Raw genomic sequence first — 21,140 nt, 5'->3', positions numbered from 1 at the left:
TCTTCGGCGAGGATCCGGGCGGCTTCGAGGGCCCAGGGTACGGACACGCCGGAGGCGAGGATGGCCGCGGTGGGCCGGTTCTCTTCTCCTGCGGGGGCTTCGGCGAGGTGGTAGATGCCTTTGAGGAGCCCGTTGATGTCGAGGTTCTCGGGTTCGGCGGGTTGGGTGATGGGTTCGTTGTAGACGGTGAGGTAGTACATCACGTTTTTATCGGATGCAGYTYCAGCGTCGGTGCCCTCGGTGTCGGGGCCGTACATTTCTTCGAGGCCGTGGCGGATGATGTGGCCGATTTCGTAGCCGTAGGCGGGGTCGTAGGTTTTCACGGCGGGGTTGGTGGAGGCSAGGATGGGGGAGTGTCCGTCGGCGTGTTGGAGTCCTTCGCCGGTGAGGGTGGTCCGTCCTGCGGTGGCGCCGATGATGAAGCCGCGGGTCATTTGGTCCGCGGCGGCCCAGAAGGAGTCGCCGGTGCGTTGGAAGCCGAACATGGAGTAGAACACGTAGATCGGGACCAGGGGTTCGCCGTGGGTGGCGTAGGCGGTGCCGGCGGCGGTGAACGCTGCGACGGCGCCGGCTTCGTTGATGCCGGGGTGGATCAGTTGTCCGGCGGGGGATTCTTTGTAGGCCAGGACGAGGTCGCGGTCCACGGAGAGGTAGTTCTGGCCTTTGGGGTTGTAGATTTTCGCGGTCGGGAAGAACGCGTCCATCCCGAAGGTSCGGGATTCGTCGGGGACSACGGGCACGAACCGGGCGCCGAAGTTTTTGTCCCGCATGAGGTCTTTCAACAAACGCACGAAGGCCATGGTGGTCGCGGCTTGTTGTTTCCCGGACCCGCGTTTGGCGACTTCGTAGGACTTCGCCTCGGGCAGGGTCACGGCGGTGTGKKTGCGGCGGCGTTCGGGGACGAACCCGCCGAGTTCGGCCCGGCGTTCCATGAGGTATTTGATTTCGGGGGCGTCCATGCCGGGGTGGTAGTACGGGGGACGGTAGAGGTCAGCGTCGAGTTGGTCATCGCTGATGGGGATGCGGAGGTGGTCACGGAAGGCTTTGAGGTCATCCATGGTCAGTTTCTTCATCTGGTGGGTGGCGTTGCGGCCTTCGAAGTGCGGGCCCAGTCCGTAGCCCTTGACCGTTTTGGCCAGGATCACGGTGGGTTTGCCCTTGAACTCGGTCGCTGCCTTGTACGCGGCGTAGACCTTGCGGTAGTCGTGGCCGCCGCGTTTGAGGCCCCAGATCTGTTCGTCGTCCARRTCCGCGACCATGTCCTTGGTCTGCGGGGATTTGCCGAAGAAGTGTTCCCTCACGAACCCGCCGGACTCGGCCTTGTAGGTTTGGTAGTCACCATCGGGGGTTTCGTTCATGATTTTCACCAACGCCCCGTCGGCGTCGTTTTCCAGSAGRGWRTCCCATTCSCGGCCCCAGACGACCTTGATGACGTTCCAGCCCGCGCCGCGGAAGAACGCTTCGAGTTCCTGCATGATCTTGCCGTTGCCGCGGACCGGTCCGTCCAGGCGCTGGAGGTTGCAGTTGATCACGAAGTTCAGGTTGTCCAGGTTCTCGTTCGCGGCGAGCTGGAGCARGCCACGGGACTCGGGCTCGTCCATTTCCCCGTCACCAAGGAACGCCCAGACCTGCTGGTCAGAAGTGTCTTTGATGCCACGGTTCTGCAGGTACCGGTTGGACTGGGCCTGGTAGATCGCGTTCATCGGGCCGATACCCATCGACACGGTCGGGAACTCCCAGAAATCCGGCATCAGGCGYGGGTGCGGGTAGGAGGACAGGGCATGACCGGCYTTGGACTTTTCCTGACGGAACCCGTCCAAATCCTCCTCCGTCAAACGYCCTTCCATGAACGCGCGGGCGTACATGCCCGGGGACGCGTGGCCCTGGAAGAACACCTGGTCCCCGCCCGAGGGGTGGTCCTTGCCGCGGAAGAAGTGGTTGAACCCCACCTCATACARSGTCGCGGCMCCGGCGTAGGTGGAAATGTGCCCGCCGACCCCGATATCGGARCGCTGCGCACGGTGCACCATGACCGCGGCGTTCCACCGCATGTACGCACGGTACCGGCGCTCGAACTCCTCGTTCCCCGGGAACKSMGCTTCCTGGTCCACCGGGATCGTGTTCACATAATCAGTGGTCGTCACCATCGGCACACCCACCGACCTCGCACCAGCACGCTGGAGCAAACTCCGCATAATGTACTGGGCACGCTCGGTACCCTGCTCCGCGATCAATGCATCAAGGGACTCAATCCACTCCGCGGTCTCTTCCGGATCACGATCAGGCAGCTGGGCAGTCAACCCGCTGAGGATGTGTGAGGTCTCTTCTCCTGCAGCCACGTCCAACCTTCCTTTAGGCGCATGCATCGGCGCCTCAGGTCTGGCAGGGTAACTGCCCGTCGTGAACGCGTCGTGTGCGACATTTCGGTTTCAACAGCCCGGTCGGATGCGCCGGGCAGGTCTTGTGAGCGCTTGGCTGCCCAGTAGAATTCTGCGGGGCGATCGCCCTGCAGCCAGAGCGCTCATGGCCACTCTAGCTTTCACTGCGCTGGGATGCGTAGCCGCGGGCCCTGCGGGGCGTTGTATGTCACACCCCGCCGGCCTGCGTGACCGAAAGCACGTGACAGTCGCAGCCCCGAAACACCCCGGGGAATGCGGAATGTGGCCCGTGGCAGGGACAATGGCTTGAAGCACACGCCCAAAGGGTGTTGGCTGTTAGTAATGGAAGTCACTTCAAAAGGAGGAAACGTGAGCGAGGCCGACGCCGCCACATCGGTAAATGTGGCGGAACGAATGGGTTTCAAAGATGGGGATCTGATTCAGGAGCGCGGCTACGACGACGACGTCGACTTCGACTTGCGTGATGACGTTGAAGATGTGACGGGCTCTGAGCTGCTGGATGAAGACGACCACGACGTAGTCGATGCCGTTGTCTTCTGGTGGCGGGATGGCGACGGTGATCTTGTAGATGCCCTCATGGATTCGCTCACCACGCTGAAGGAAGGCGGAGTTGTCTGGGTGCTGACCCCTAAGTCCGGCCGGGACAACTATGTTTCTCCGGCTGATATCCAGGATGCGGCTCCCACATCCGGGTTGCACCTCACCACCTCTGCCGGGGTTTCGAAAGACTGGAGCGCCACCCGACTGGTGCCGAAGAAGAACAAGTGACCGATGTCCGACTGGCGCCGGCTCCTGCGATCGTTCCGCAGCCGGGCCAACCTGCGCCGGACTTTGAGCTCGTAAACCAGTTTGGCGAGCCTGTCCGCCTGTCGGATTACCGGGGCCGCAACGTAGTTGTGGTGTTCTACCCGTTCGCGTTCTCCGGGATCTGCACCGGTGAACTCTGTGAGATTCGCGACAATATTGCGGCGTTCGAGGATTCGAACGCGGTGGTACTTGGGGTCTCCGTGGACAGTAAATTCACTCTACGCGCCTACGCGCAACAGGAAAGCTATGGCTTTGACCTGCTGGCCGATTTTTGGCCTCACGGTGCGGTAGCCAGGTCGTACGGGGTTTTCGACGACGTCAGCGGTATGGCTCTGCGGGGAACGTTCATCATCGACGCCGCGGGGATCATCCGGTTTGTCGTCGTCAATCCGCGTGGACAAGCGAGGGACTTGGCTGAATACCGCCTCGCGCTCACGGCGCTGGGGCAGCAGCAAGCATGAGTGACGGCCGGCCCGGCGTGGGCATGACTGGTTTTGCCAGCATGGCTCCTGCGCCGGCGGCGCAGCTTGATCCTGAGGAGCTTTTTTCCGTCAGGCAGGCTGTAAAGGCCATAGGTGAAAAGCGTCTGGCTGTGCTGACGGGCGCCGGGCTCAGCACCGATTCCGGTATTCCGGATTATCGAGGGCCAGGTTCTGCACCACGGAATCCGATGACCTTTCAGGAGTTCATCGGCAGCGAGGCAAACCGCAGGCGCTATTGGGCCCGGAACCATCTTGGGTGGTCCCACTTGAGGCATGCCGACCCCAACGCCGGCCACGCCGCGGTCGCGCTGATGGAGCGCCGGGGCCTCCTGTCAGGCCTCATCACCCAGAACGTAGACAGGCTCCACGAGGACGCCGGCAGCGTCAACGTGGTGGATTTGCATGGGCGCTTTGACCAGGTGGTCTGCCTGGAGAACGGCCACACTTTCAGCAGGCGGCTCATTGCGGCGATCCTTGAGGAGATCAATCCGGGATTCCTTGAAGCCGCTTTGGAGTCCGGGCTGGTGGAAATGGCTCCGGATGCTGATGCAACGGTTGAGGATCCGGAGCTCATCACTTCATTCGTCATGGCTGTTTGTCCCAGGTGCGGAGGGACACTTAAGCCCGACTTCGTCTATTTCGGCGAGAACGTTCCTAAAGATCGCGTCGAGCGAGCCTACGCCATGGTTGATCAAGCGGAGGCGCTGCTTGTAGCAGGCTCGTCGCTGACGGTGCAGAGCGGGCTGCGCTTCGTGCGCCACGCTGCCAAGGCTGAAAAGCCGGTAGTCATTATCAATCGGGGAACTACCCGGGGTGACACCTTTGCCACCCTGAAACTCGAGCTCGGAGTGAGCGGGGCCTTGGACTATTTGGCCCGGAACCTGCCGGATCTTCCGGGTGCGAAACCGCCGATTGGTGTTTCTCCCAATTGATCATGTAGAGTCATTGTTCGTTGGTTGAAGCGCTGAGGCACTGAAACTGCACCATGGGTCTTTAGCTCAGCTGGTAGAGCGCCACGTTTACACCGTGGATGTCATCGGTTCGATCCCGGTAGGACCCACCAAGTGAAACCCCGTCACTCCAAGCCTGTTGGCTGGCAGTGGCGGGGTTTTTTCGTGCAATGCCGCACGTTCTCCACAACCCTTTAATGTCAGGGTCCGCTCCTAGGGTTTCTTCCCATGGAGCACGTATATATCCGCAGCAGCACGCAGGGCACACCAGCGGTGGTCGTGAGGGGCAACCGGGAATGGCGGATGGTCGTAGAGCCTGTGCGTTGGTTTGAGCGCGTCCCATGGTGGGAGCAGTCACGGCGAATGCCGAGGGGGCAGGGCCGTGTGGATGTGGAGGTCTGGCAGGTCCAGGTTCGCTTGGGAAGCAATGCACGGTCCGGCATTGCTACATGGGAGCTGGTGCGGGACGGGGCCGGAGGGGGATGGTGCCTCAGGGGCGAAGAAGTGGCCGCGGCTTAGGTTTTGCCGGGAAATGGATGAGCTCTCCACCGCGACTATTGGGGGATGCCGCGGTGGAGAGCTCGAAGATGAATATACAGCGAACTTTTGGGTTTGGAAAGTGGAGCCTGCCAAGCGGCCGGTACGTGTCGCAGGTCCAGTAGGCCCACGCCTCCGGGTGGCAGCAACGTGCCACTATGATGGGTAGTGTTCAGCTGAATGAACGCGATGGCAGTTCTGACGAAGGAGAATCATGGCCGATTCCCGCACCACCCGTTCCGAGGGGCTGGGCGCTTCGTCGCCTGCGCCTGCCGTGACCCGCGCAGCTGCGGTTCTTGAGGCACTGGCAGGATCTCCGTCGGGGCGGCTGACGCTGAGTGATCTTTCCCGCGAACTTGGCATCCCCAAATCCTCCACGTCCAATCTCTTGCTGGCGCTCGAGGAAGCACGCCTTATTACCAGGCAGGGCGCGGACTTTGCCTTGGGCCGGAAGTTGGTGGAACTCGGTGCCGCCTACCTCAGCCGCCTCGACGAGGTGCAGGAGTTTTATAAGTATTGCGAGCAGGCGCCTACCCTCTCAGGCGAGACGGTGCGCATCGCCATGCTCGACGGCGACCACGTCATCTACCTGGCCCGCTACGAGGGCCATCCTGCGGTGAGGCTGACGTCCAATATCGGTGACAAGATGCCGGTCTCCCTTTGCAGTGTTGGCAAGGCCCTGCTGGCGCAGCTGCATGATCACGACATTGAGGCAATGTTCCCTGATGGCACGGAACTTCCGGTCATGACTGCCAACTCACTGCGCACGGCTGAGGAACTCAAGTCCCAGGTAGCTGCCATTCGGCAGCAGGGGTTCGCCTTTGAAGATGAGGAGTCAACGGTGGGTGTTGTCTGCCTCGCCGTGCCCGTACCTACCCATGGAGCCCACGGCCCCAGTTTGGGACTGTCGGTGACAGCACTGAAGGCCACCTACTCCGAGGAACAGGGCGCCTTGATGGTCAAGGAGCTCAAGGAGCTGGCGCGATCCCTCGGGAATCCCATGGGTTAGTCCCGTATTCCTCCGGAATGTTCTAAATAAATCTGATTACAACCTTGGCAGTGGGTTCAACAAGCTGTACGCTGTTCATCATAGTGATCTTGGCGGTGATGCCATCACTATCTCGCCGGGCCAACGGGGGCCTGGGGTGATTTTGAGGGAGTGCTTGTGATAACTCGTACTAATGCACGGCTCGCAGCTGATGCTGACGATGCTGTTGTTGAGCCGGAACAGCTGCGCAGGGCTACCTTGGCCAGCTCCGTCGGCTCAGCCTTGGAGTACTACGATTTCTACATCTATGGGTTGGCTTCCGCGCTGATCTTTGGCCCATTGTTCTTTTCGCCCCTTGGCCCTGAAGGCGCTCTGATCGCCTCCTTTGCCACGTATGGCGTTGGATTTGCGGCGCGCCCCTTTGGTGGGCTGATCTTCGGCTACATCGGCGACAGGTTTGGCCGCAAGATGGTCCTGATCCTGACCATTGCTTTGATGGGGACAGCAAGCTTCGCCATTGGGTTGCTTCCGACCTTCGAACAGGCCGGAATGCTCGGTGCGGTCCTGCTGGTGACCCTGCGGATCATCCAGGGCCTCGGCGCCGGCGCAGAGCAGGCCGGCGCTACCACGCTGATCTCCGAAGTAGCTCCGCGCCGTCGTCGTGGTTTCTTCGCATCATTGCCTTTCGTGGGCATCCAACTGGGTACCCTCCTCGGCGCGGGAACCTTTGCCTTGATAGCCATGGCTGACAAGGCCGTCCTGCAGGGCTGGCTGTGGCGTGTTCCGTTCCTGGCCAGCTTCATCCTGATCGCGGTGGCCATCTTCATTCGCCTCAAGCTCAAGGAAACGCCTGCGTTCCAGGAGTTGGAGAAGCACAAGAATGTGGTCAAGAACCCGATCAGTGCGCTGTGGAAGCACTCCAAGAAGAATGTGCTCCTTGGCATCGGACTCCGGATGGGCGAAAACGGCAACTCGTCCATCTACTCGGCCCTGCTGGTGTCATTTATGAGCATGCCGGCAGGCGTGTTTGCCGGCAACAATTCGATAGGCCCCGTGGGCTTGCTGATCGCCGCAGGTTTCGCCGCGGTCCTGGTGGTGACGTTCGGCGCGCTGTCTGATAGGTTCGGCCGCGTTCCGGTGTACCGCTACGGCGCCTTGTTCCAAGCCATCATTGCGGTTCCTGCCTTCTACCTGGTCACCTTGGGCAACGTCACTCTGGTGTGGGTCGTCATGTCCGTGGGCATCGCCATCGGCGTCCAGTCGATGCTTGGCCCCCAGTGCCCGCTGCTGCCGGAACTGTTCGGCTCCCAGTACCGCTTTACCGGTGTGGCCATGAGCCGGGAAATCTCAGCCGTCCTGGCCGGCGGACTCGCGCCCCTGCTGGGTGCGCTCATGCTGGCGGCCACCAACCACTCGTGGTTGGTGCTGGCCATCTACTCCCTGGTCTTGGCGCTCATCTCCTTCGTAACCACCTTCTTCACCCCGGAGACGGCGGGCCGCGACCTCGTCAGCACCGAGGACGCCAAGTAGCATCCCGGCACCACAAGACCAGCGTGGCACCCTCCGAACGGAGGGTGCCACGCTGTTTTGTGTAGGGAACCGGCGTTTGCCGCGCTATTCCTGTTCTGACCGGGTCGGCCTGAACACCCTGCCCGAAAGGGGAGAGGTGGCGAACCATCCCGTACCTTCACTGGGTGGGCAGGCTGCAAGGGCGCGGGTGATTCTGTCCTTTTCTGCGTTTGCCGCAGCAATAAGGGCACCGAACGCGGCAACTGCCTGCTGGTTAGGGGCTTTGGTGCCGCAAAACCGGTGCGGCCGGGCGTTTTCTTCGAAGGGCTTGAACTCGACTTCATAACCGTCGCCGAGTTCGTCCGCCACTCGCTGGGCCAGGCGATGACCTTCAGAGGTGTACCTGGCAGCCCTTTCCGCTGACTTCCAGGTGAAATCGCGTGTCAGGGACTCGTAGTAGAACTGTTCCCAGTCCCGGAGCTCATGCACCAGGCCTTGGGGCAACCCCGTGAGCGAGTAGTCGATGGGACCGTCAAGCCAGATCGCCGTATCCGCGTAGTCGGGGAACAGCCGCACGATAATGCGTTGCGGGCCTTCCGAAGCATTCATGTGGCGATGCTACTTCAAGGCAATGTCAAAGCAAGGGGCGCGGCCGGGGACAGTCCCTGGCCGCGCCCCTGCGAAGGCCGAGCGTTGAGAAGACGGCCTAGTAGAAGTGGACGGGGTCCACCAGGTGGGGCAGTTCGCCGCCGGCCAGGAAGGTGCGAAGGTTGCTGCAGAACCGTTCGGCGATGAGGCGGTTTTCCGCAGAGCTGAGGGCGGACGTGTGCGGGGACACCAGTACCCGGGGGTGGCTCCACAGGGGGCTGTCTTGGGGGAGCGGCTCCACAGCGAAGACATCCAGGCAAGCGTAGGAGACCTGACCGTTGTCGAGTGCTTCGAGCAGGGCTTCCTCGTCCACCACAGTGCCGCGGCCCACGTTGACGAAGACAGTGCCGGGCTTCATGGCGGAGAAAATGTCCCTGTTGAACAGCTTCTCCGTGTAAGGAGTACCGGGGAGCGTGTTGACTACGGCATCGGCGTCGGCGAGCAGCCCGGGGAGTCCATCATTGCCGGTGACCTCCTCTATTCCGTCGATGGCTTCGACGTTGCGCTTGGTTCCGCTGACCTTCATGCCCAGGGCGCGTGCGATGCGTGCCGTCTCCATGCCGATCTCGCCGAGCCCGGCAATGACCACCTTGGAGCCGTTGGCCAACTTGGTGGGCGTGCGGAGCTCGGGCCAGAACTTGGCGGCTTGGTCTTGTGCCATCTCTGCGCTGCTCTTGAATCCGTTAAGGATGCCGAACGCGGAGAACTCTGCCAGGGGTAGCGCGTGGACGCCCGCGGAGGTGGTGACGCGGAATTTCTGCAGGGTCTCGGTGTCCAGGCCTGAGGCCTTGACCGCTCCGCCGGCGCCGGCGGCCATGGCGTGGATCCACTGCAGGTGCGGGTTGCCGGCAGCGATGCGTGCCAGCCCGGCGGGGCTTTCGTTGGGGAAGCCGTAGAGAACCTGCGCCCTGTTCAGCAGGGTCCAATAGCGCTCCTCCTGCTCGGGCGTCCGCTTGAAGTCGGGATCGCCTGCGTGATCGGCGGGGAACCGCTCCGGGGGCAGCAGCTCGGGTTCGTAGAGAACTGTTACGGAGGGATCTACAGCGCGGATCAGCTCTACGTGCTCAGCTTCGAGCGGTACAGCGATGGCGATGGTAAGTTCATCAGTCGTCATAGTGTTCATCATACTGAATGGAGGCTAGGATATTGAACAGTATTCCTGAAGATGACCACAAAGAAGTGAGGTGTTACCTTCCATGATCAAACAGCGAGTGGGCTTCGTGGGCCTGGGACTCATGGGCGCACCCATGGCCGCCAATATCGCCAACGCAGGGTGGACCGTCACCGCGTGGAACCGATCCGATGCCGCTTTTGAAGGCCTGCCCGGCGTCCGTCGCACAGCAAGCGTCGCGGAACTCCGCGACGAGGATGCCATCATCTTCATGCTCCCGGACCTGCCGTTCATCGAAGAAGCCGCCGCGGACCTGCTCGTCTCATGGCGGAACGACCCGCCGAAGCCCGGCACCGCCGTCGTCATCATGAGCAGTGTCTCGCCCACAGCCGTACAACAGTTCGGTAAGACGGTTCACGAGGCAAGCAGAGGCAACGCAGTGGTGATGGACGCGCCGGTCAGCGGCGGCACAGCCGGTGCGCAAAGCGGGACACTGGCCATCATGGTCGGAGCCACCGAATCCGAGTTCGAAACGCTGCAGCCACTGCTGGGCGCCATGGGAACCACCGTACGTCGACTGGGACCACTGGGATCAGGGTCCCTCGCCAAGGCGTGCAACCAACTGATTGTCGGAACCACGACGGCGGCGCTCGCCGAAGCCGCCGAACTCGCCGAGCGCTCCGGTATGGAAGTGGGTGCCCTCTTCGACGTCCTGTCCGGCGGGCTGGCAGGAAGCCGCGTACTGGACAACGTGGGTCCGCGCCTTGCCGCCAAGGACTACGCACCCACCGGTCCGGCCAAGTTCATGCACAAGGACCTTGGCTTCGTGCTGACCAGCGCGGAAGCCGTTGGTTCCGCCGTTCCCATGGCTTCAGCCGCGATCGAACTGTACGCAGAGCTCAAACGCCAAGGCCTCGGCGACCAGGACCTCGCCGTGGTCCGTCAAACCATCGCAAACCTGAGCCGGGCGCACGCAGCCGCGGCGAACACCAACTGAACCGGCGCAACCAGAGAAGGAATGAAGAACAAACTATGAGTGGACTTTTTGATCTGACCGGGCGGGTTGCTTTGGTTACTGGTTCGAGCAGGGGGATAGGTAACGCCTTGGCCAGGGGCCTGGCCGATGCCGGGGCTACGGTGGTGCTTAATGGCATCAATCCGGAGCGGCTTGAAGCGGCACATCAGGCCATGGCGGCTGACTATCCGGCGGCCCGGGTGCACAGTCGGGCTTTCGACGTTACAGATGCCACGTCCGCTGCTGAGGGAGTTGCCTGGGTGGAGGAGAACGTTGGCCCGCTGGAGATCCTGGTGAACAATGCCGGGATCCAGCACCGCGTCCCGATGCTGGATCTGGACGTCAAGGACTGGGACCGGGTGATCACCACGGACCTGACCAGTGCGTTCCTGGTGGGCAGGGAAGCTGCACGGCACATGATCCCCAGGGGACAGGGGAAGATCATCAATATCTGCTCAGTCCAGACGGACCTTGCCCGTCCTACCATCGCACCGTACGTGGCGGCCAAGGGCGGCCTCCGGAACCTGACCCGCGCCATGACAGCTGAGTGGGCCGCGTCCGGTTTGCAGATCAACGGCATCGCGCCGGGGTATATCCATACGGAAATGACGCAGAACCTGGTGGATGATTCCGATTTCAACTCCTGGATCCTCGGCCGCACTCCGGCCAACCGGTGGGGGACAGTAGCCGATCTTGCCGGGCCCGTGGTGTGGCTTGCCTCCCAGGCATCCAACTTCGTCAACGGCCAGACGATCTTCGTCGACGGTGGAATGACGGTGGTGGTCTGATGGGCATCACTCTTCCGGCTTCCGGCCCCGCTGTAGTGGCCCATGGAAAGGGCGACCTCCGGATCGAAGATATCCCGCTGACCGCACCGGATACCGGGGAAGCGATCGTGGAGATTGCCTACGGTGGGATCTGCGGTTCAGATCTTCATTACTGGTTGCATGGTGCGGCAGGGGAGTCGATCCTCAAAGAGCCCATGGTCCTTGGGCACGAGATCGTGGGTGTGGTCCTCCAGCAGGCCGCCGATGGTTCCGGCCCTGGGGTGGGAGCGCCGGTGGCCGTCCACCCCGCGACGCCCGCAGCCGGGGATGTCAGGTATCCCGAAGACCGGCCGAACCTCTCCCCGGGCTGCACGTACTTGGGCAGTGCTGCCCGGTATCCGCATACGGACGGTGCGTTCAGCCGTTACGCCAACTTGCCCTCCAGGATGCTTCGTCCGCTGCCGGAGGGCCTGGACCTTCGCACCGCTGCGCTTGTGGAACCGGCCAGTGTTGCCTGGCACGCCGTGGCCCGCGCGGGAGACGTCAAGGGCAAGACGGCCTTGGTGATCGGCAGCGGCCCGATCGGCGCCCTCGCCGTGGCCGTCCTCAAGCGAGCCGGCGCGGGAAGGATCGTCGCCGTCGACATGCATGACAAACCGTTGGAAATCGCCCGCGCTGTTGGCGCGGACGAGGTCCTCAAGGGCGATGAAGCGGAGGCCATAGCGGCAGTGGATGCCGACGTCGTTATTGAATCCTCGGGAAGCCACTACGGACTGGCCTCGGCCATCCAGGGAGCCACACGCGGCGGCAAGGTAGTGATGGTTGGCCTGCTGCCGTCAGGACCGCAACCGGTGTTCATCTCCCTGGCCATCACCCGCGAGTTGGAACTGCTCGGCTCGTTCCGCTTCAATGACGAAATCGACGACGTTATTACCGCTTTGGCCGACGGATCGCTGTTCGTGGACCCCGTGGTGACGCACGAATTCGACCTCGCCCACGGACTGGAAGCCTTCGAGGTAGCCAAGAACTCTGCCGAGTCCGGGAAGGTCCTGCTGAACTTCGGATAGGCGGCGGCTAGTTTTTGGACACAGGGACGAACACGCGGGGCTGGTCGCCCCAGCTGGGTGCCAGCTCCGCGATGGTCTGCCGCATGATCTTTGCTGCCGCTTCCCGCGCGAGGGAACCGTCTCCGGCGTCGATCGCGTGGGCGACATCCATGTGCCACTGCAACGCCTGCTTCTGTGGGTGTTCAGGCATGAGTCCGTGCACCGTCCGCCCGGTGAGAGTTTCGGTGACCTGGCCAATGAGGTTGGCGAACATCTCGTTGCCCGAGCCGGACAGCACCAAAGCGTGGAAACGGATGTCGAGGTCCAGGAACCTGGCCATATCGCCGGCGTCGCCCGCTTCCTTCATGGCCAAAGAAATGCCCACCAACTCCTGGCGGAGGCTTTCCGGTGCATTGCCTGCGGCAAGTTCCGCGGCAACGGGCTCGACGGCGGAACGCAGCTCTGCGAGCGATCGCAACTGGGCGCCACGCCCTTCGCCGGCCAGCCGCCATCGAATCACCAAGGGATCGAAAGGATTCCACCGGTGCGCAGGAAGGACCCGAATGCCCACCCGCTTGATGGTCTCCACGAGGCCCAGCGACTGCAGGACGCGCACGGCTTCCCGGACGACCGAGCGGGACACCTTGAGTTCGTCTTCCAAGTGCTCCGCCAACATCACATGTCCGGTTGGCAGGGCGCCACCGACAATCCGGGTTCCCAAATGCTCAACGGCGCGGTGGTGGAGGCTGGTTGACATAGAGGTAAGCATAGTGGCGCACGCGGCGCCCGCGTGCAGGACCCGGTGTCACAAGCGCGGTTGGATCCGGGCGCCCATCATAGACTGTTTATGACGCGGGGAGCTTCCACAACGTGGGCACCGCTTTCCCGCCCATGGTTTTAATACGTATGGTTTATTACAGCCCCTGGTTTTGAAATCGCTTCCTGCGTGCCCCCAGGGGGGTGCGGCAGGACTGTTTGTACACGAACGAATTGGAGTTTTGATGTCAGCACACATCGGTGTCACCGGCCTTGCGGTGATGGGCGCCAACCTGGCCCGCAACCTCGCCCGCAACGGCTTCACCGTGGCTCTCCACAACCGCTCCGTGGAAAAGACTGACGCCCTGCTCGAAAAGCACGGCACGGACGGCGACTTCATCCGCACCGAAACGCTGCAGGAACTCGTCGATTCCCTCGAAAAGCCCCGCCGCGTCCTCATCATGGTCAAGGCAGGCGCTCCCGTTGACAACGTGATCGAGCAGCTCGAACCGCTGCTCGAAGCCGGTGACATCATCATCGATGCCGGCAACTCGCACTACGAGGACACCCGCCGCCGCGAAGCCGCGCTGGCAAAGAAGGACCTCCACTTCGTCGGCGTCGGCGTATCCGGTGGCGAAGAAGGCGCCCTGAACGGCCCCTCGATCATGCCCGGCGGCTCCCGTGAGTCCTACGACGCCCTCGGCCCGCTGCTGGAAAAGATCTCCGCCAAGGTCGACGGCGAGCCCTGCTGCGCCTGGATCGGCACCGACGGCGCCGGCCACTTCGTCAAGATGGTCCACAACGGCATTGAATACGCCGACATGCAGGTCATCGGTGAAGCATTCGACCTCCTCCGCTCCGGTGCCGGCATCGAGCCCGCCGAGCAGTCCAAGATCTTCGCTGAATGGAACAAGGGCGATCTTTCCTCGTTCCTGATCGAAATTTCCGCTGAGGTCCTGGGGCACGTTGACGCCAAGACGGGCAAGCCGTTCGTGGACGTCGTCGTCGATGCCGCAGGCCAGAAGGGCACGGGCCGCTGGACGGTCATCTCCGCCCTGGAACTCGGCTCCCCGGTCTCTGGCATCGCCGAGTCCGTCTTCGCCCGCGCACTGTCTTCCCAGACCGAGCAGCGCAAGCTTGGCCAGGAACTGCTCGCCGGCGAAGAAGCCTCGGTGGAAATCCCCGAGACCTTCGTCGAGGACGTCCGCCAGGCACTGTATGCCTCCAAGCTGGTCTCCTACGCCCAGGGCCTGGACATGCTGACCTCCTCAGCCAAGGAATACGGCTGGGACCTCAAGCTGGATGAGATTGCTTCGCTCTGGCGCGCAGGCTGCATCATCCGCGCAGAACTGCTCAAGGACATCACTAAGGCTTACGCAGCCGAAGAGAAGCCCGCCAACCTGCTGTTCGCGCCGGCCTTCACCAAGGCCATCGCCGAGGCCCTCCCGGCGTGGCGCCGGGTGGTAGCCACCGCAGTCCAGTTGGGCATCCCGGTACCGGTGTTCTCCTCCTCGCTGGCCTACTACGACGGCCTGCGCCGCAAGCGCGTTGCCGCTGCCCTGATCCAGGGCCAGCGCGACCTCTTCGGAGCACACACTTACGGCCGCGTGGACACCGAGGGTACGTTCCACACACTGTGGGGCGAAGACAAGTCCGAGATCTCGGCAGTCGACACCCACTAGCATCAACGTCCCGTCAGAGGCCGGTCCATCCCCGTTACGCTGGGGGAGGGCCGGCCTTTGCCGTACTTAAACAGCCTTTGACGTACGTGAACAGAAGGAGAACCGCCATGGCATCCCGGATTGCGATGGTCACCGGGGCCTCCACGGGAATTGGCTTTGACACCGCCATCGCCCTCAGGGCGGCCGGGTTCACGGTCTACGCCGGCGCGCGCCGCGTGGAGAAGATGGAGCCGCTTAAGGTCCATGGCATCACAGCCATGTCCCTGGATGTCACCTCGGAAGAATCCATGGCATCGGCGGTGGCGCTGGTGGAAGCAGCCCACGGGCACATCGATGTCCTGGTCAACAATGCAGGCTATGGGGCCTACGGATCCCTCGAGGAAGTACATATGGCCGAGGGCAGGCGTCAATTCGAGGTCAATGTCATGGGCCTGGCAAGGATGACCCAACTCGTTATCCCGGGAATGCGTGCCGCCGGCTCGGGCAGGATCATCAATGTCACGTCCATAGGTGGAAAGATCTACGAGCCACTGGGCGCCTGGTACCACGGAACCAAGTTCGCCGTCGAGGGCATGAGCGACTCCCTGCGCCTGGAACTGAAGCCCCACAACATCGACGTGGTGATCATCGAACCGTCAGGGACCAACAGTGAATGGGGCACCATTGCGGGGGAGAGCCTGCTGGCTGCGTCCGGCGACGGACCTTATCAGGAGCAGGCTCATGTTGTGGCTGCCGCATTGGCGTCTACGTCAGGTGAGGGCCATGTGCTGTCGACTCCGGCCCGGGTTGTTGCCAACGCCATCGTTCGAGCCGCGACGGCAAAACGCCCCAGGACCCGATACCCGGTGGGTAGGGGAGCCTGGAGCGTCCTGATGATGCGAAGGATTCTTCCGGACCGAGCGTTCGATGCTGTCTTCTGGAATTTCTACAGAAGACTTGCGGGCTAGATCCGGTATTCGATGTAATATTCTGCGGGATCCACGGCGGGCTTGGTTTCGGACCTCGCGTCGCGGTGCCGCCATGTGGCAGGGATGCCCGTAATGATGGATTCCGGAGGTGCGTCCTTGACCACCACGGCGTTGGCACCGATGGCGCTGCCGGCACCGATGGTGATGGGACCCAGGACTTTTGCGCCTGCACCGATAGTGACGCGGTCGCCGATGGTGGGGTGCCGCTTGACCTTGGCCAGCGAACGGCCGCCGAGTGTTACGCCGTGATAGATCATCACGTCCTCGCCGATTTCGGCGGTTTCCCCGATCACCACACCCATCCCGTGGTCGATGAAGAACCGGCGGCCTATGGTGGCACCGGGATGGATCTCGATGCCCGTCAGGAACCTGGCCAGCTGGGAAATCAGGCGCGCCGGAAAACGGAGCGCCGGATTCTGCCACAGCCGGTGCGTCACGCGGTGGGCCCAGATGGCGTGCAGACCGGAATATGCGAAAAAGTTCTCGAAAGAACCTCGAGCCGCCGGGTCGTGAGACCGGGCGGCGTCGAGGTCTTCCTTAAGCCTTGCGAAGAAGCTCACAAAGACCTTTCTACAGGAAATGAAGGTTTGCAGGCGTTGTCTCAGCCGCGGATGTCGTCGAACAGCACAGTGGAGATGTAACGCTCTCCAAAGTCGCAGACAACGGCAACAATCAACTTGCCGGCGTTCTCAGGACGCTTGGCCAGCTCGAGGGCACCCCACACGATGGCACCGGAGGAGATGCCGCCGAGGATGCCTTCACGGGCGCCGAGTTCACGGGCAACGCGGACGGAATCTTCCAGCGTGGCGTCCAGGACTTCGTCGTAAACGTTGGTGTCCAGGATTTCCGGAACAAAGTTGGCACCGATTCCCTGGATTTTGTGGGGGCCCGGAGCGCCGCCGTTCAGGATCGCGGAGTCCTTGGGTTCGATCGCTACGATCTGCACGCCCGGCTTGCGTTCCTTGAGGACCTGTCCGACGCCGGTAATGGTGCCACCGGTGCCCACGCCTGCAACAAAGATATCCACTTCACCGTCGGTGTCTTCCCAGACTTCCTCGGCAGTGGTGGTGCGGTGGATCGCCGGGTTGGCCTCATTGGCGAACTGCTGCGCCCAAATGGAGTTCTCCGTGTTGGCGACGATTTCCTGGGCTTTCTCGACCGCGCCGCGCATGCCTTCGGATCCGGGCGTGAGGACGATTTCTGCACCGTAGGCGCGCAGCATGACGCGGCGCTCGGTGGACATGGTCTCCGGCATGGTCAGGATGACCTTGTAGCCGCGTGCAGCACCCACCAATGCCAGGGCGATCCCGGTGTTGCCGGAGGTACCTTCGACGATGGTTCCGCCGGGCTTCAAAGCGCCGGACTTCTCGGCAGCGTCAATGATGGCCACACCGATGCGGTCCTTGACGCTGTTGGCCGGGTTGTAGAACTCGAGCTTGACGGCAACCGTGGCGTCAAGGCCTTCGGTAAGCCGGTTCAAGCGGACCAGCGGAGTGCGGCCGACCAGCTGCGTGACGTCGTCGTAGATCCTTGCCATGAAAATTACGCCTATCTCTGAAGAGGGAATGCTGAGGTCAGCCTAACCAGCCGGATCGAAACACCGCTAAGCAGTAAGCCATGCAGAGTAATATTTCCGGGCCTTGGCCAGCTTCGGGTTAATAATCACCTGGCAGTATCCCTGGTAGGGGAATTTAGCGTAGTAATTCTGGTGGACTTCCTCGGCCTCGTGGAACTCGGGCAGGCGGCTGACCTCGGTCACAATGGGATCCGACCAAAGTCCCTGGGCGCGCTCGATGGCTTCCTCGAACAGCACTTTCTCTTCCGTGGTGGTGTAGAACATCGAAGACCTGTACTGGGTACCAACGTCGTAGCCTTGCCTGTTCAGCGTGGTGGGGTCATGCAGGGCGAAGAACATGTCCAGAATGACTTCCTCCGGGACTACGGTTTCGTCGAAGGTTACGGCTACTACTTCGGCATGGCCCGTAGTACCTGAGCAGACCTGGTAGTAGTCGGGATTGCGGACGTGGCCGCCCGTGTAGCCCGAAACAACCGAGCTGACACCGCGGGTTTTCTGGTAAACGGCGTCCAGGCACCAAAAGCAGCCACCGCCAAGTACGAAAGTTTTCATGTTCTCTTCAATGGATCGGAGGGCTTGATGATTCCCGCTTCACCTTACGGGAGAATTACGGCACCCGGCAGGTCTGCGGGTGGCGGAACTGCCTCATCCGCCGTGGAGAGGAAGAAGTAGGGAAGAATAAGAGCATGGAAGCAGTAAACACCGGCATTTCTGATGCGGATTCGGTCGATGATGACCAAACAGTTGAAGAGGACCAAACAGTTGACGCCGGCGGAGATCCCACGCTTGGCCAGGTGTTGCTTGCTGTCGAAGAACTCTGGCCCGAGTCGCTGGCCGAGGACTGGGACGAAGTTGGCTTGGTGGTGGGCCGCCCCAACGTCCCCGTGACCAAGGTCCTCTTTGCCGTAGACCCCACGTTGGCTGTCATCGATGAAGCCATCGAGTGGGGCGCCGGGCTGCTGATCACCCACCACCCTTTGCTCCTCAAAGGGGTGAACTCCGTGGCCGCAACCTCCGCCAAAGGCCTGGCGGTCCACCGGTTGATCGAGGCCGGAACCGGACTCCTGACCGTCCACACCAACGGTGACTCCGCTGTCGGGGGAGTCTCCGACGTCCTGGCTGACGCCTTTGGACTGGAAAACGTGGAGCCGCTGACTCCCGCTGCCAACGGCTTGCCGGAAGAGGGCATCGGCCGTGTGGGTGACCTCCCGGAACTCATCACGCTCGGTGATTTCGCGGCGAGGGTCTTCGAAATGCTTCCGGCGGTGGCCGGCGGTGTCCGGGTTGCCGGCGACAAGGACGGACTGGTGCGGCGGGTTGCTGTCTGCGGTGGCGCCGGCGACAGCTTGTTTGATGCGGTTCGGGCCAGCCACGCGGACGTCTACGTGACCGCTGACATGCGCCACCACCCTGCCTCCGAAGCCCGTGAGGGTGCAAGCAATGGCCGGCCATACCTGATCGACGTTTCACACTTTGCCAGCGAATGGCTGTGGCTGCCTGCCGCCGCCGAAGCGCTGGGCAACGTGCTCGCGGACCAGGGCTACGACGTCGAAATCCGTGTCAGCAGCACCAACAGCGATCCGTGGGACTTCATACTCACTCCCGGCGGGGACTAGAGTCTAGAAGGATACGGACAGCCTCAACAGAATGGGGCCAGTCCGGCCGGAACTGATCCCCAGGCCCGGCAGCGACAAGCGGAGGTAAGCGTGGCGAAAGCAGCACCGGCAGAACAATTGAAATTGCTTGAACTGCAGGGGCTGGATGCCAAGCTGAAGTCGCTGGCCGGCCGTCGGAGAGTCCTGGAGACGGATCCCCGGATCACGGACCTCACGGATGCGCTGAACGTGGCCAACGGCGAACTCGGGGCGGCCAAGGTTGCCGTCCATGACGCCGAGGCCGAACTTCGCCGGGCGGAAGCCGACGTGGAGCAAGTAGCCACCCGCATTGAACGCGACGAGACCCGACTCAACAGCGGCACCGGGCTGTCCAAGGATCTGGTGGCGCTCCAAAGCGACATTGCCTCACTGAACAAGCGTCGCTCGGACCTTGAAGACGTGGAGCTCGAAATCCTGGAGCGCTTGGATACCTTGCGCGAGCGTCAGGCCGCCCAGCAGTCGATCGTTGATGACATCCAGGGATCATTCGGCAGCATCCGCGCTGAACTGGATGAAGCCATTGCCGAGATTGCCGCGGAAGAAACAGTGGTTCGGGGACGGCGGGCCGCATTCGCCGAAACCCTGGACGCCGGATTGCAGGCCATTTATGAAAAGACCATCGCCAAGCGCGGCGTAGGCGCTGCCCGTTTGTTCCACGGCAAATCCGAAGGCTCGGGCATGATGCTCAGCCCGGGCGACCTCGCCGAGGTCAAGGCTGCGGCAGAGGACGATATTGTCTTCTGCCCGGACTCCGGGGTCATCCTGGTCCGTTCGGCCGACTGGAACTGACCGCGTCCTACCCTCTTCGGTCCGAACTCAGCTGGACAGGATGATGTTGAGCGCGTGGGGCTTCCGGGCTGAGCCCTCAACAAGTTCCGCCGTCCAGACTTCGCTGGCAGCCTTCAGGAGCTGACCCGGGGTTGAAGGCGCCTTGCCACGCCGGGTCAGCAAGTGTCGCGCCAGTTCGCCGCGTGTGTGCTTGGCGAAGTGGCTCACCACTGTGCGCTTGCCGTTTGCTTCGTTAAAAACGTTGACGTTGACGGTCTGCGCAGCCGGGGGAGCCCATGCGGCGGCGTAGGTGCTGGAACGGCAATCCACCAGGAGCTCGCCGTCGGCACGTGAGGCGAGTGCGGCGTTCAGTTGCGGCTTCCAGTAGGAGGCGAGGCGTCCGACGTCGGGCAGTGCCGTTCCCATGGACAGGCGGTAGGCGGGCACGTGGTCGCCAAAGCCGATGGCGCCCCAGAGGGCGGATACCACCAGGATGGAATCAGTGGCCTTGCGGCGCTGGGTTGGCGTCATGCTGTCATAGCCCAGGGCGTCGTAGAGCACCCCCGAATACACCTGGTGCGCAGGGGCAGCCGGCTCGGTATGGAGACGGGTATTACGTTCGACGTCGTCCCGCAACGAGGCGCCGACGCCCAGCAGGGAAAGTGCGTCCTCGTGTGCGCTCACTGTGCCCAAGGCCTCGAGCACTTTTGACCTGTAAGGATTCAGCTCCGGAAAGCTCAGCGACTCCCACTCGATGACGGGACCTTTGGGGGCGGGGGTCTTGCCTTCGGAAGGCGGCAGCAGAATCAGCACCAGTCGATATTACCGCCGGACTTTGGCACGTCCGGACGCCGGTAGACTGGACAACGGATGGGTCGACCAGGCGGTCGCGCGTCACGAAAGTGGCTCGAGGAACGTCCGGGCTCCGTAGGGCAGGGTGGTGGGTAACGCCCACTCGGGGTAACCCGCAGGCCAGTGCCACAGAGAACAGACCGCCTGCGCTGCGTGATGATTTCATCGCGCAGCAGCAGGTAAGGGTGAAACGGTGGTGTAAGAGACCACCAGCTCCCTGGGTGACCGGGGAGGCTAGGTAAACCCCACCCGGAGCAAGGCCAGACAGGACACGCTTGAGGGCTGCTCGCCCGAGTGTCCGGGTAGGCTGCTGGAGGGCGTCGGCAACGGCGTTCGTAGATGGATGGCCGCCACTCCCTTTCCGGTAACGGAAGGGGATGACAGAACCCGGCGTATCGGTCGACCCATCCATTTATGACTGCCGCAAACAGCCGTGTGAGTGATTTCACGCCGCTGGGCGGCCTACGCCCCCTCCTTCCACCCTAGAATGGTTACTGAACGTAGATGTTCTGCCGCCGGGACTGCGTTCGCAGCCGGCGGATTTTTCTTTGCTCTCGTTCAAGGCGCTGTGGGTGGACCGAAGCCCGCCGGCGCATGTGCCGCAGGACTACTCCGGGCGGCCGC

20 protein-coding genes, 1 tRNA gene and 1 other RNA gene are annotated in these 21,140 nt (G+C 62.4%); 14 read left to right on the top strand and 8 right to left on the bottom strand.

Features of this window, described 5'->3' with window-relative positions:
• Nucleotides 1–2,366, bottom strand: a 2,366-nt coding sequence (aceE, locus tag AB4Y77_RS21095; protein WP_442015225.1) for a pyruvate dehydrogenase (acetyl-transferring), homodimeric type, incomplete at its 3' end; no start/stop codon positions are given.
• Nucleotides 2,367–2,747: 381 nt separating this feature from the next.
• Here aceE and AB4Y77_RS21090 point away from each other — a divergent pair.
• The 6 genes from AB4Y77_RS21090 (at nucleotide 2,748) to AB4Y77_RS21065 (ending at nucleotide 7,693) form a co-directional block, all read left to right on the top strand.
• Entirely contained in the window at nucleotides 2,748–3,167 is a 420-nt protein-coding gene (locus tag AB4Y77_RS21090; protein WP_089595414.1) for a DUF3052 domain-containing protein, read from the top strand.
• Nucleotides 3,164–3,667 carry a peroxiredoxin gene (locus AB4Y77_RS21085; protein ID WP_442015224.1) on the top strand — a complete coding sequence of 168 codons (504 nt, stop codon included), beginning with the start codon at nucleotides 3,164–3,166 and terminating at the stop codon, nucleotides 3,665–3,667. The genes AB4Y77_RS21090 and AB4Y77_RS21085 overlap by 4 nt, the downstream gene beginning before the upstream one ends.
• Nucleotides 3,664–4,620, top strand: a complete 957-nt coding sequence (locus AB4Y77_RS21080) for an NAD-dependent protein deacetylase (RefSeq protein WP_442015223.1) — start codon at nucleotides 3,664–3,666, stop codon at nucleotides 4,618–4,620. The genes AB4Y77_RS21085 and AB4Y77_RS21080 overlap by 4 nt, the downstream gene beginning before the upstream one ends.
• A gap of 55 nt (nucleotides 4,621–4,675) precedes the next feature.
• A tRNA-Val gene (locus AB4Y77_RS21075) sits at nucleotides 4,676–4,751 on the top strand.
• A 638-nt stretch (nucleotides 4,752–5,389) separates the two neighbouring features.
• Nucleotides 5,390–6,184 (top strand): IclR family transcriptional regulator, encoded by a 795-nt coding sequence (locus AB4Y77_RS21070; protein WP_311213062.1) that lies wholly within the window; start codon nucleotides 5,390–5,392, stop codon nucleotides 6,182–6,184.
• Between the two features lie 150 nt (nucleotides 6,185–6,334).
• Nucleotides 6,335–7,693 (top strand): MFS transporter, encoded by a 1,359-nt coding sequence (locus AB4Y77_RS21065; protein WP_311213061.1) that lies wholly within the window; start codon nucleotides 6,335–6,337, stop codon nucleotides 7,691–7,693.
• A gap of 84 nt (nucleotides 7,694–7,777) precedes the next feature.
• Here AB4Y77_RS21065 and AB4Y77_RS21060 read toward each other — a convergent pair whose 3' ends face one another.
• On the bottom strand, nucleotides 7,778–8,281 hold the full coding sequence (locus AB4Y77_RS21060; protein ID WP_311213060.1) for a hypothetical protein: 504 nt from the start codon (nucleotides 8,279–8,281) through the stop codon (nucleotides 7,778–7,780).
• A gap of 97 nt (nucleotides 8,282–8,378) precedes the next feature.
• On the bottom strand, nucleotides 8,379–9,446 hold the full coding sequence (locus AB4Y77_RS21055; protein ID WP_442015222.1) for a D-2-hydroxyacid dehydrogenase: 1,068 nt from the start codon (nucleotides 9,444–9,446) through the stop codon (nucleotides 8,379–8,381).
• A 70-nt stretch (nucleotides 9,447–9,516) separates the two neighbouring features.
• On the opposite strand from AB4Y77_RS21055, the gene AB4Y77_RS21050 reads away from it, so the two are divergent.
• From AB4Y77_RS21050 to AB4Y77_RS21040, 3 genes are read left to right on the top strand one after another with little or no spacing between them, the layout of a single operon-like run.
• A complete protein-coding gene (locus AB4Y77_RS21050; RefSeq protein WP_442015221.1) occupies nucleotides 9,517–10,428 on the top strand; it encodes an NAD(P)-dependent oxidoreductase in 912 nt (303 codons plus the stop codon).
• 35 nt (nucleotides 10,429–10,463) lie between these two features.
• Nucleotides 10,464–11,234 (top strand): SDR family oxidoreductase, encoded by a 771-nt coding sequence (locus tag AB4Y77_RS21045; protein ID WP_442015220.1) that lies wholly within the window; start codon nucleotides 10,464–10,466, stop codon nucleotides 11,232–11,234.
• Nucleotides 11,234–12,280 carry an L-idonate 5-dehydrogenase gene (locus tag AB4Y77_RS21040; protein ID WP_442015219.1) on the top strand — a complete coding sequence of 349 codons (1,047 nt, stop codon included), beginning with the start codon at nucleotides 11,234–11,236 and terminating at the stop codon, nucleotides 12,278–12,280. Before AB4Y77_RS21045 ends, AB4Y77_RS21040 begins: the two co-directional genes overlap by 1 nt.
• Before the next feature lie 7 nt (nucleotides 12,281–12,287).
• Here the strand turns inward: AB4Y77_RS21040 and AB4Y77_RS21035 are convergent, their stop codons facing one another.
• Nucleotides 12,288–13,016, bottom strand: a complete 729-nt coding sequence (locus AB4Y77_RS21035; protein WP_311213055.1) for a FadR/GntR family transcriptional regulator — start codon at nucleotides 13,014–13,016, stop codon at nucleotides 12,288–12,290.
• A 244-nt stretch (nucleotides 13,017–13,260) separates the two neighbouring features.
• Between AB4Y77_RS21035 and gndA the strand changes: the two genes are divergently transcribed.
• Complete coding sequence (gene gndA, locus AB4Y77_RS21030; protein ID WP_311213054.1) at nucleotides 13,261–14,697, top strand: NADP-dependent phosphogluconate dehydrogenase; 1,437 nt, start codon at nucleotides 13,261–13,263, stop codon at nucleotides 14,695–14,697.
• 107 nt (nucleotides 14,698–14,804) lie between these two features.
• Entirely contained in the window at nucleotides 14,805–15,644 is an 840-nt protein-coding gene (locus tag AB4Y77_RS21025) for an oxidoreductase (protein ID WP_442015218.1), read from the top strand.
• Here the strand turns inward: AB4Y77_RS21025 and epsC are convergent.
• From epsC to msrA, 3 genes are all read right to left on the bottom strand, one after another.
• Nucleotides 15,641–16,225 carry a serine O-acetyltransferase EpsC gene (gene epsC, locus AB4Y77_RS21020; protein ID WP_011775089.1) on the bottom strand — a complete coding sequence of 195 codons (585 nt, stop codon included), beginning with the start codon at nucleotides 16,223–16,225 and terminating at the stop codon, nucleotides 15,641–15,643. The genes AB4Y77_RS21025 and epsC overlap by 4 nt on opposite strands.
• A gap of 41 nt (nucleotides 16,226–16,266) precedes the next feature.
• Complete coding sequence (gene cysK, locus AB4Y77_RS21015) at nucleotides 16,267–17,202, bottom strand: cysteine synthase A (protein ID WP_017200618.1); 936 nt, start codon at nucleotides 17,200–17,202, stop codon at nucleotides 16,267–16,269.
• 66 nt (nucleotides 17,203–17,268) lie between these two features.
• Nucleotides 17,269–17,793, bottom strand: coding sequence for a peptide-methionine (S)-S-oxide reductase MsrA (gene msrA / locus AB4Y77_RS21010; protein WP_311213052.1), 525 nt, complete (start codon nucleotides 17,791–17,793; stop codon nucleotides 17,269–17,271).
• A gap of 134 nt (nucleotides 17,794–17,927) precedes the next feature.
• Here msrA and AB4Y77_RS21005 point away from each other — a divergent pair, with 134 nt between their 5' ends.
• Together AB4Y77_RS21005 and AB4Y77_RS21000 are read left to right on the top strand one after the other, a co-directional pair.
• Nucleotides 17,928–18,857 carry a Nif3-like dinuclear metal center hexameric protein gene (locus AB4Y77_RS21005; RefSeq protein ID WP_311213051.1) on the top strand — a complete coding sequence of 310 codons (930 nt, stop codon included), beginning with the start codon at nucleotides 17,928–17,930 and terminating at the stop codon, nucleotides 18,855–18,857.
• 90 nt (nucleotides 18,858–18,947) lie between these two features.
• Nucleotides 18,948–19,685: a zinc ribbon domain-containing protein gene (locus AB4Y77_RS21000; RefSeq protein WP_442015217.1), complete on the top strand. Its 738-nt coding sequence runs from the start codon at nucleotides 18,948–18,950 to the stop codon at nucleotides 19,683–19,685.
• A gap of 27 nt (nucleotides 19,686–19,712) precedes the next feature.
• Here the strand turns inward: AB4Y77_RS21000 and AB4Y77_RS20995 are convergent, their stop codons facing one another.
• Nucleotides 19,713–20,477 (bottom strand): YaaA family protein, encoded by a 765-nt coding sequence (locus tag AB4Y77_RS20995; RefSeq protein ID WP_442015216.1) that lies wholly within the window; start codon nucleotides 20,475–20,477, stop codon nucleotides 19,713–19,715.
• Nucleotides 20,478–20,535: 58 nt separating this feature from the next.
• Between AB4Y77_RS20995 and rnpB the strand changes: the two genes are divergently transcribed.
• An RNA gene (gene rnpB, locus AB4Y77_RS20990) (RNase P RNA component class A) lies at nucleotides 20,536–20,927 on the top strand.
• The last annotated feature ends 213 nt before the right edge of the window (nucleotides 20,928–21,140 follow it).

Origin of the sequence: Paenarthrobacter sp. YAF11_1, assembly GCF_052113445.1 — a bacterium.
In the GTDB taxonomy this organism is placed as follows: Bacteria; Actinomycetota; Actinomycetes; order Actinomycetales; family Micrococcaceae; genus Arthrobacter.
Note: the sequence above shows the minus strand (reverse complement) of the source record. Positions and strands in the feature narration are given on the sequence as shown.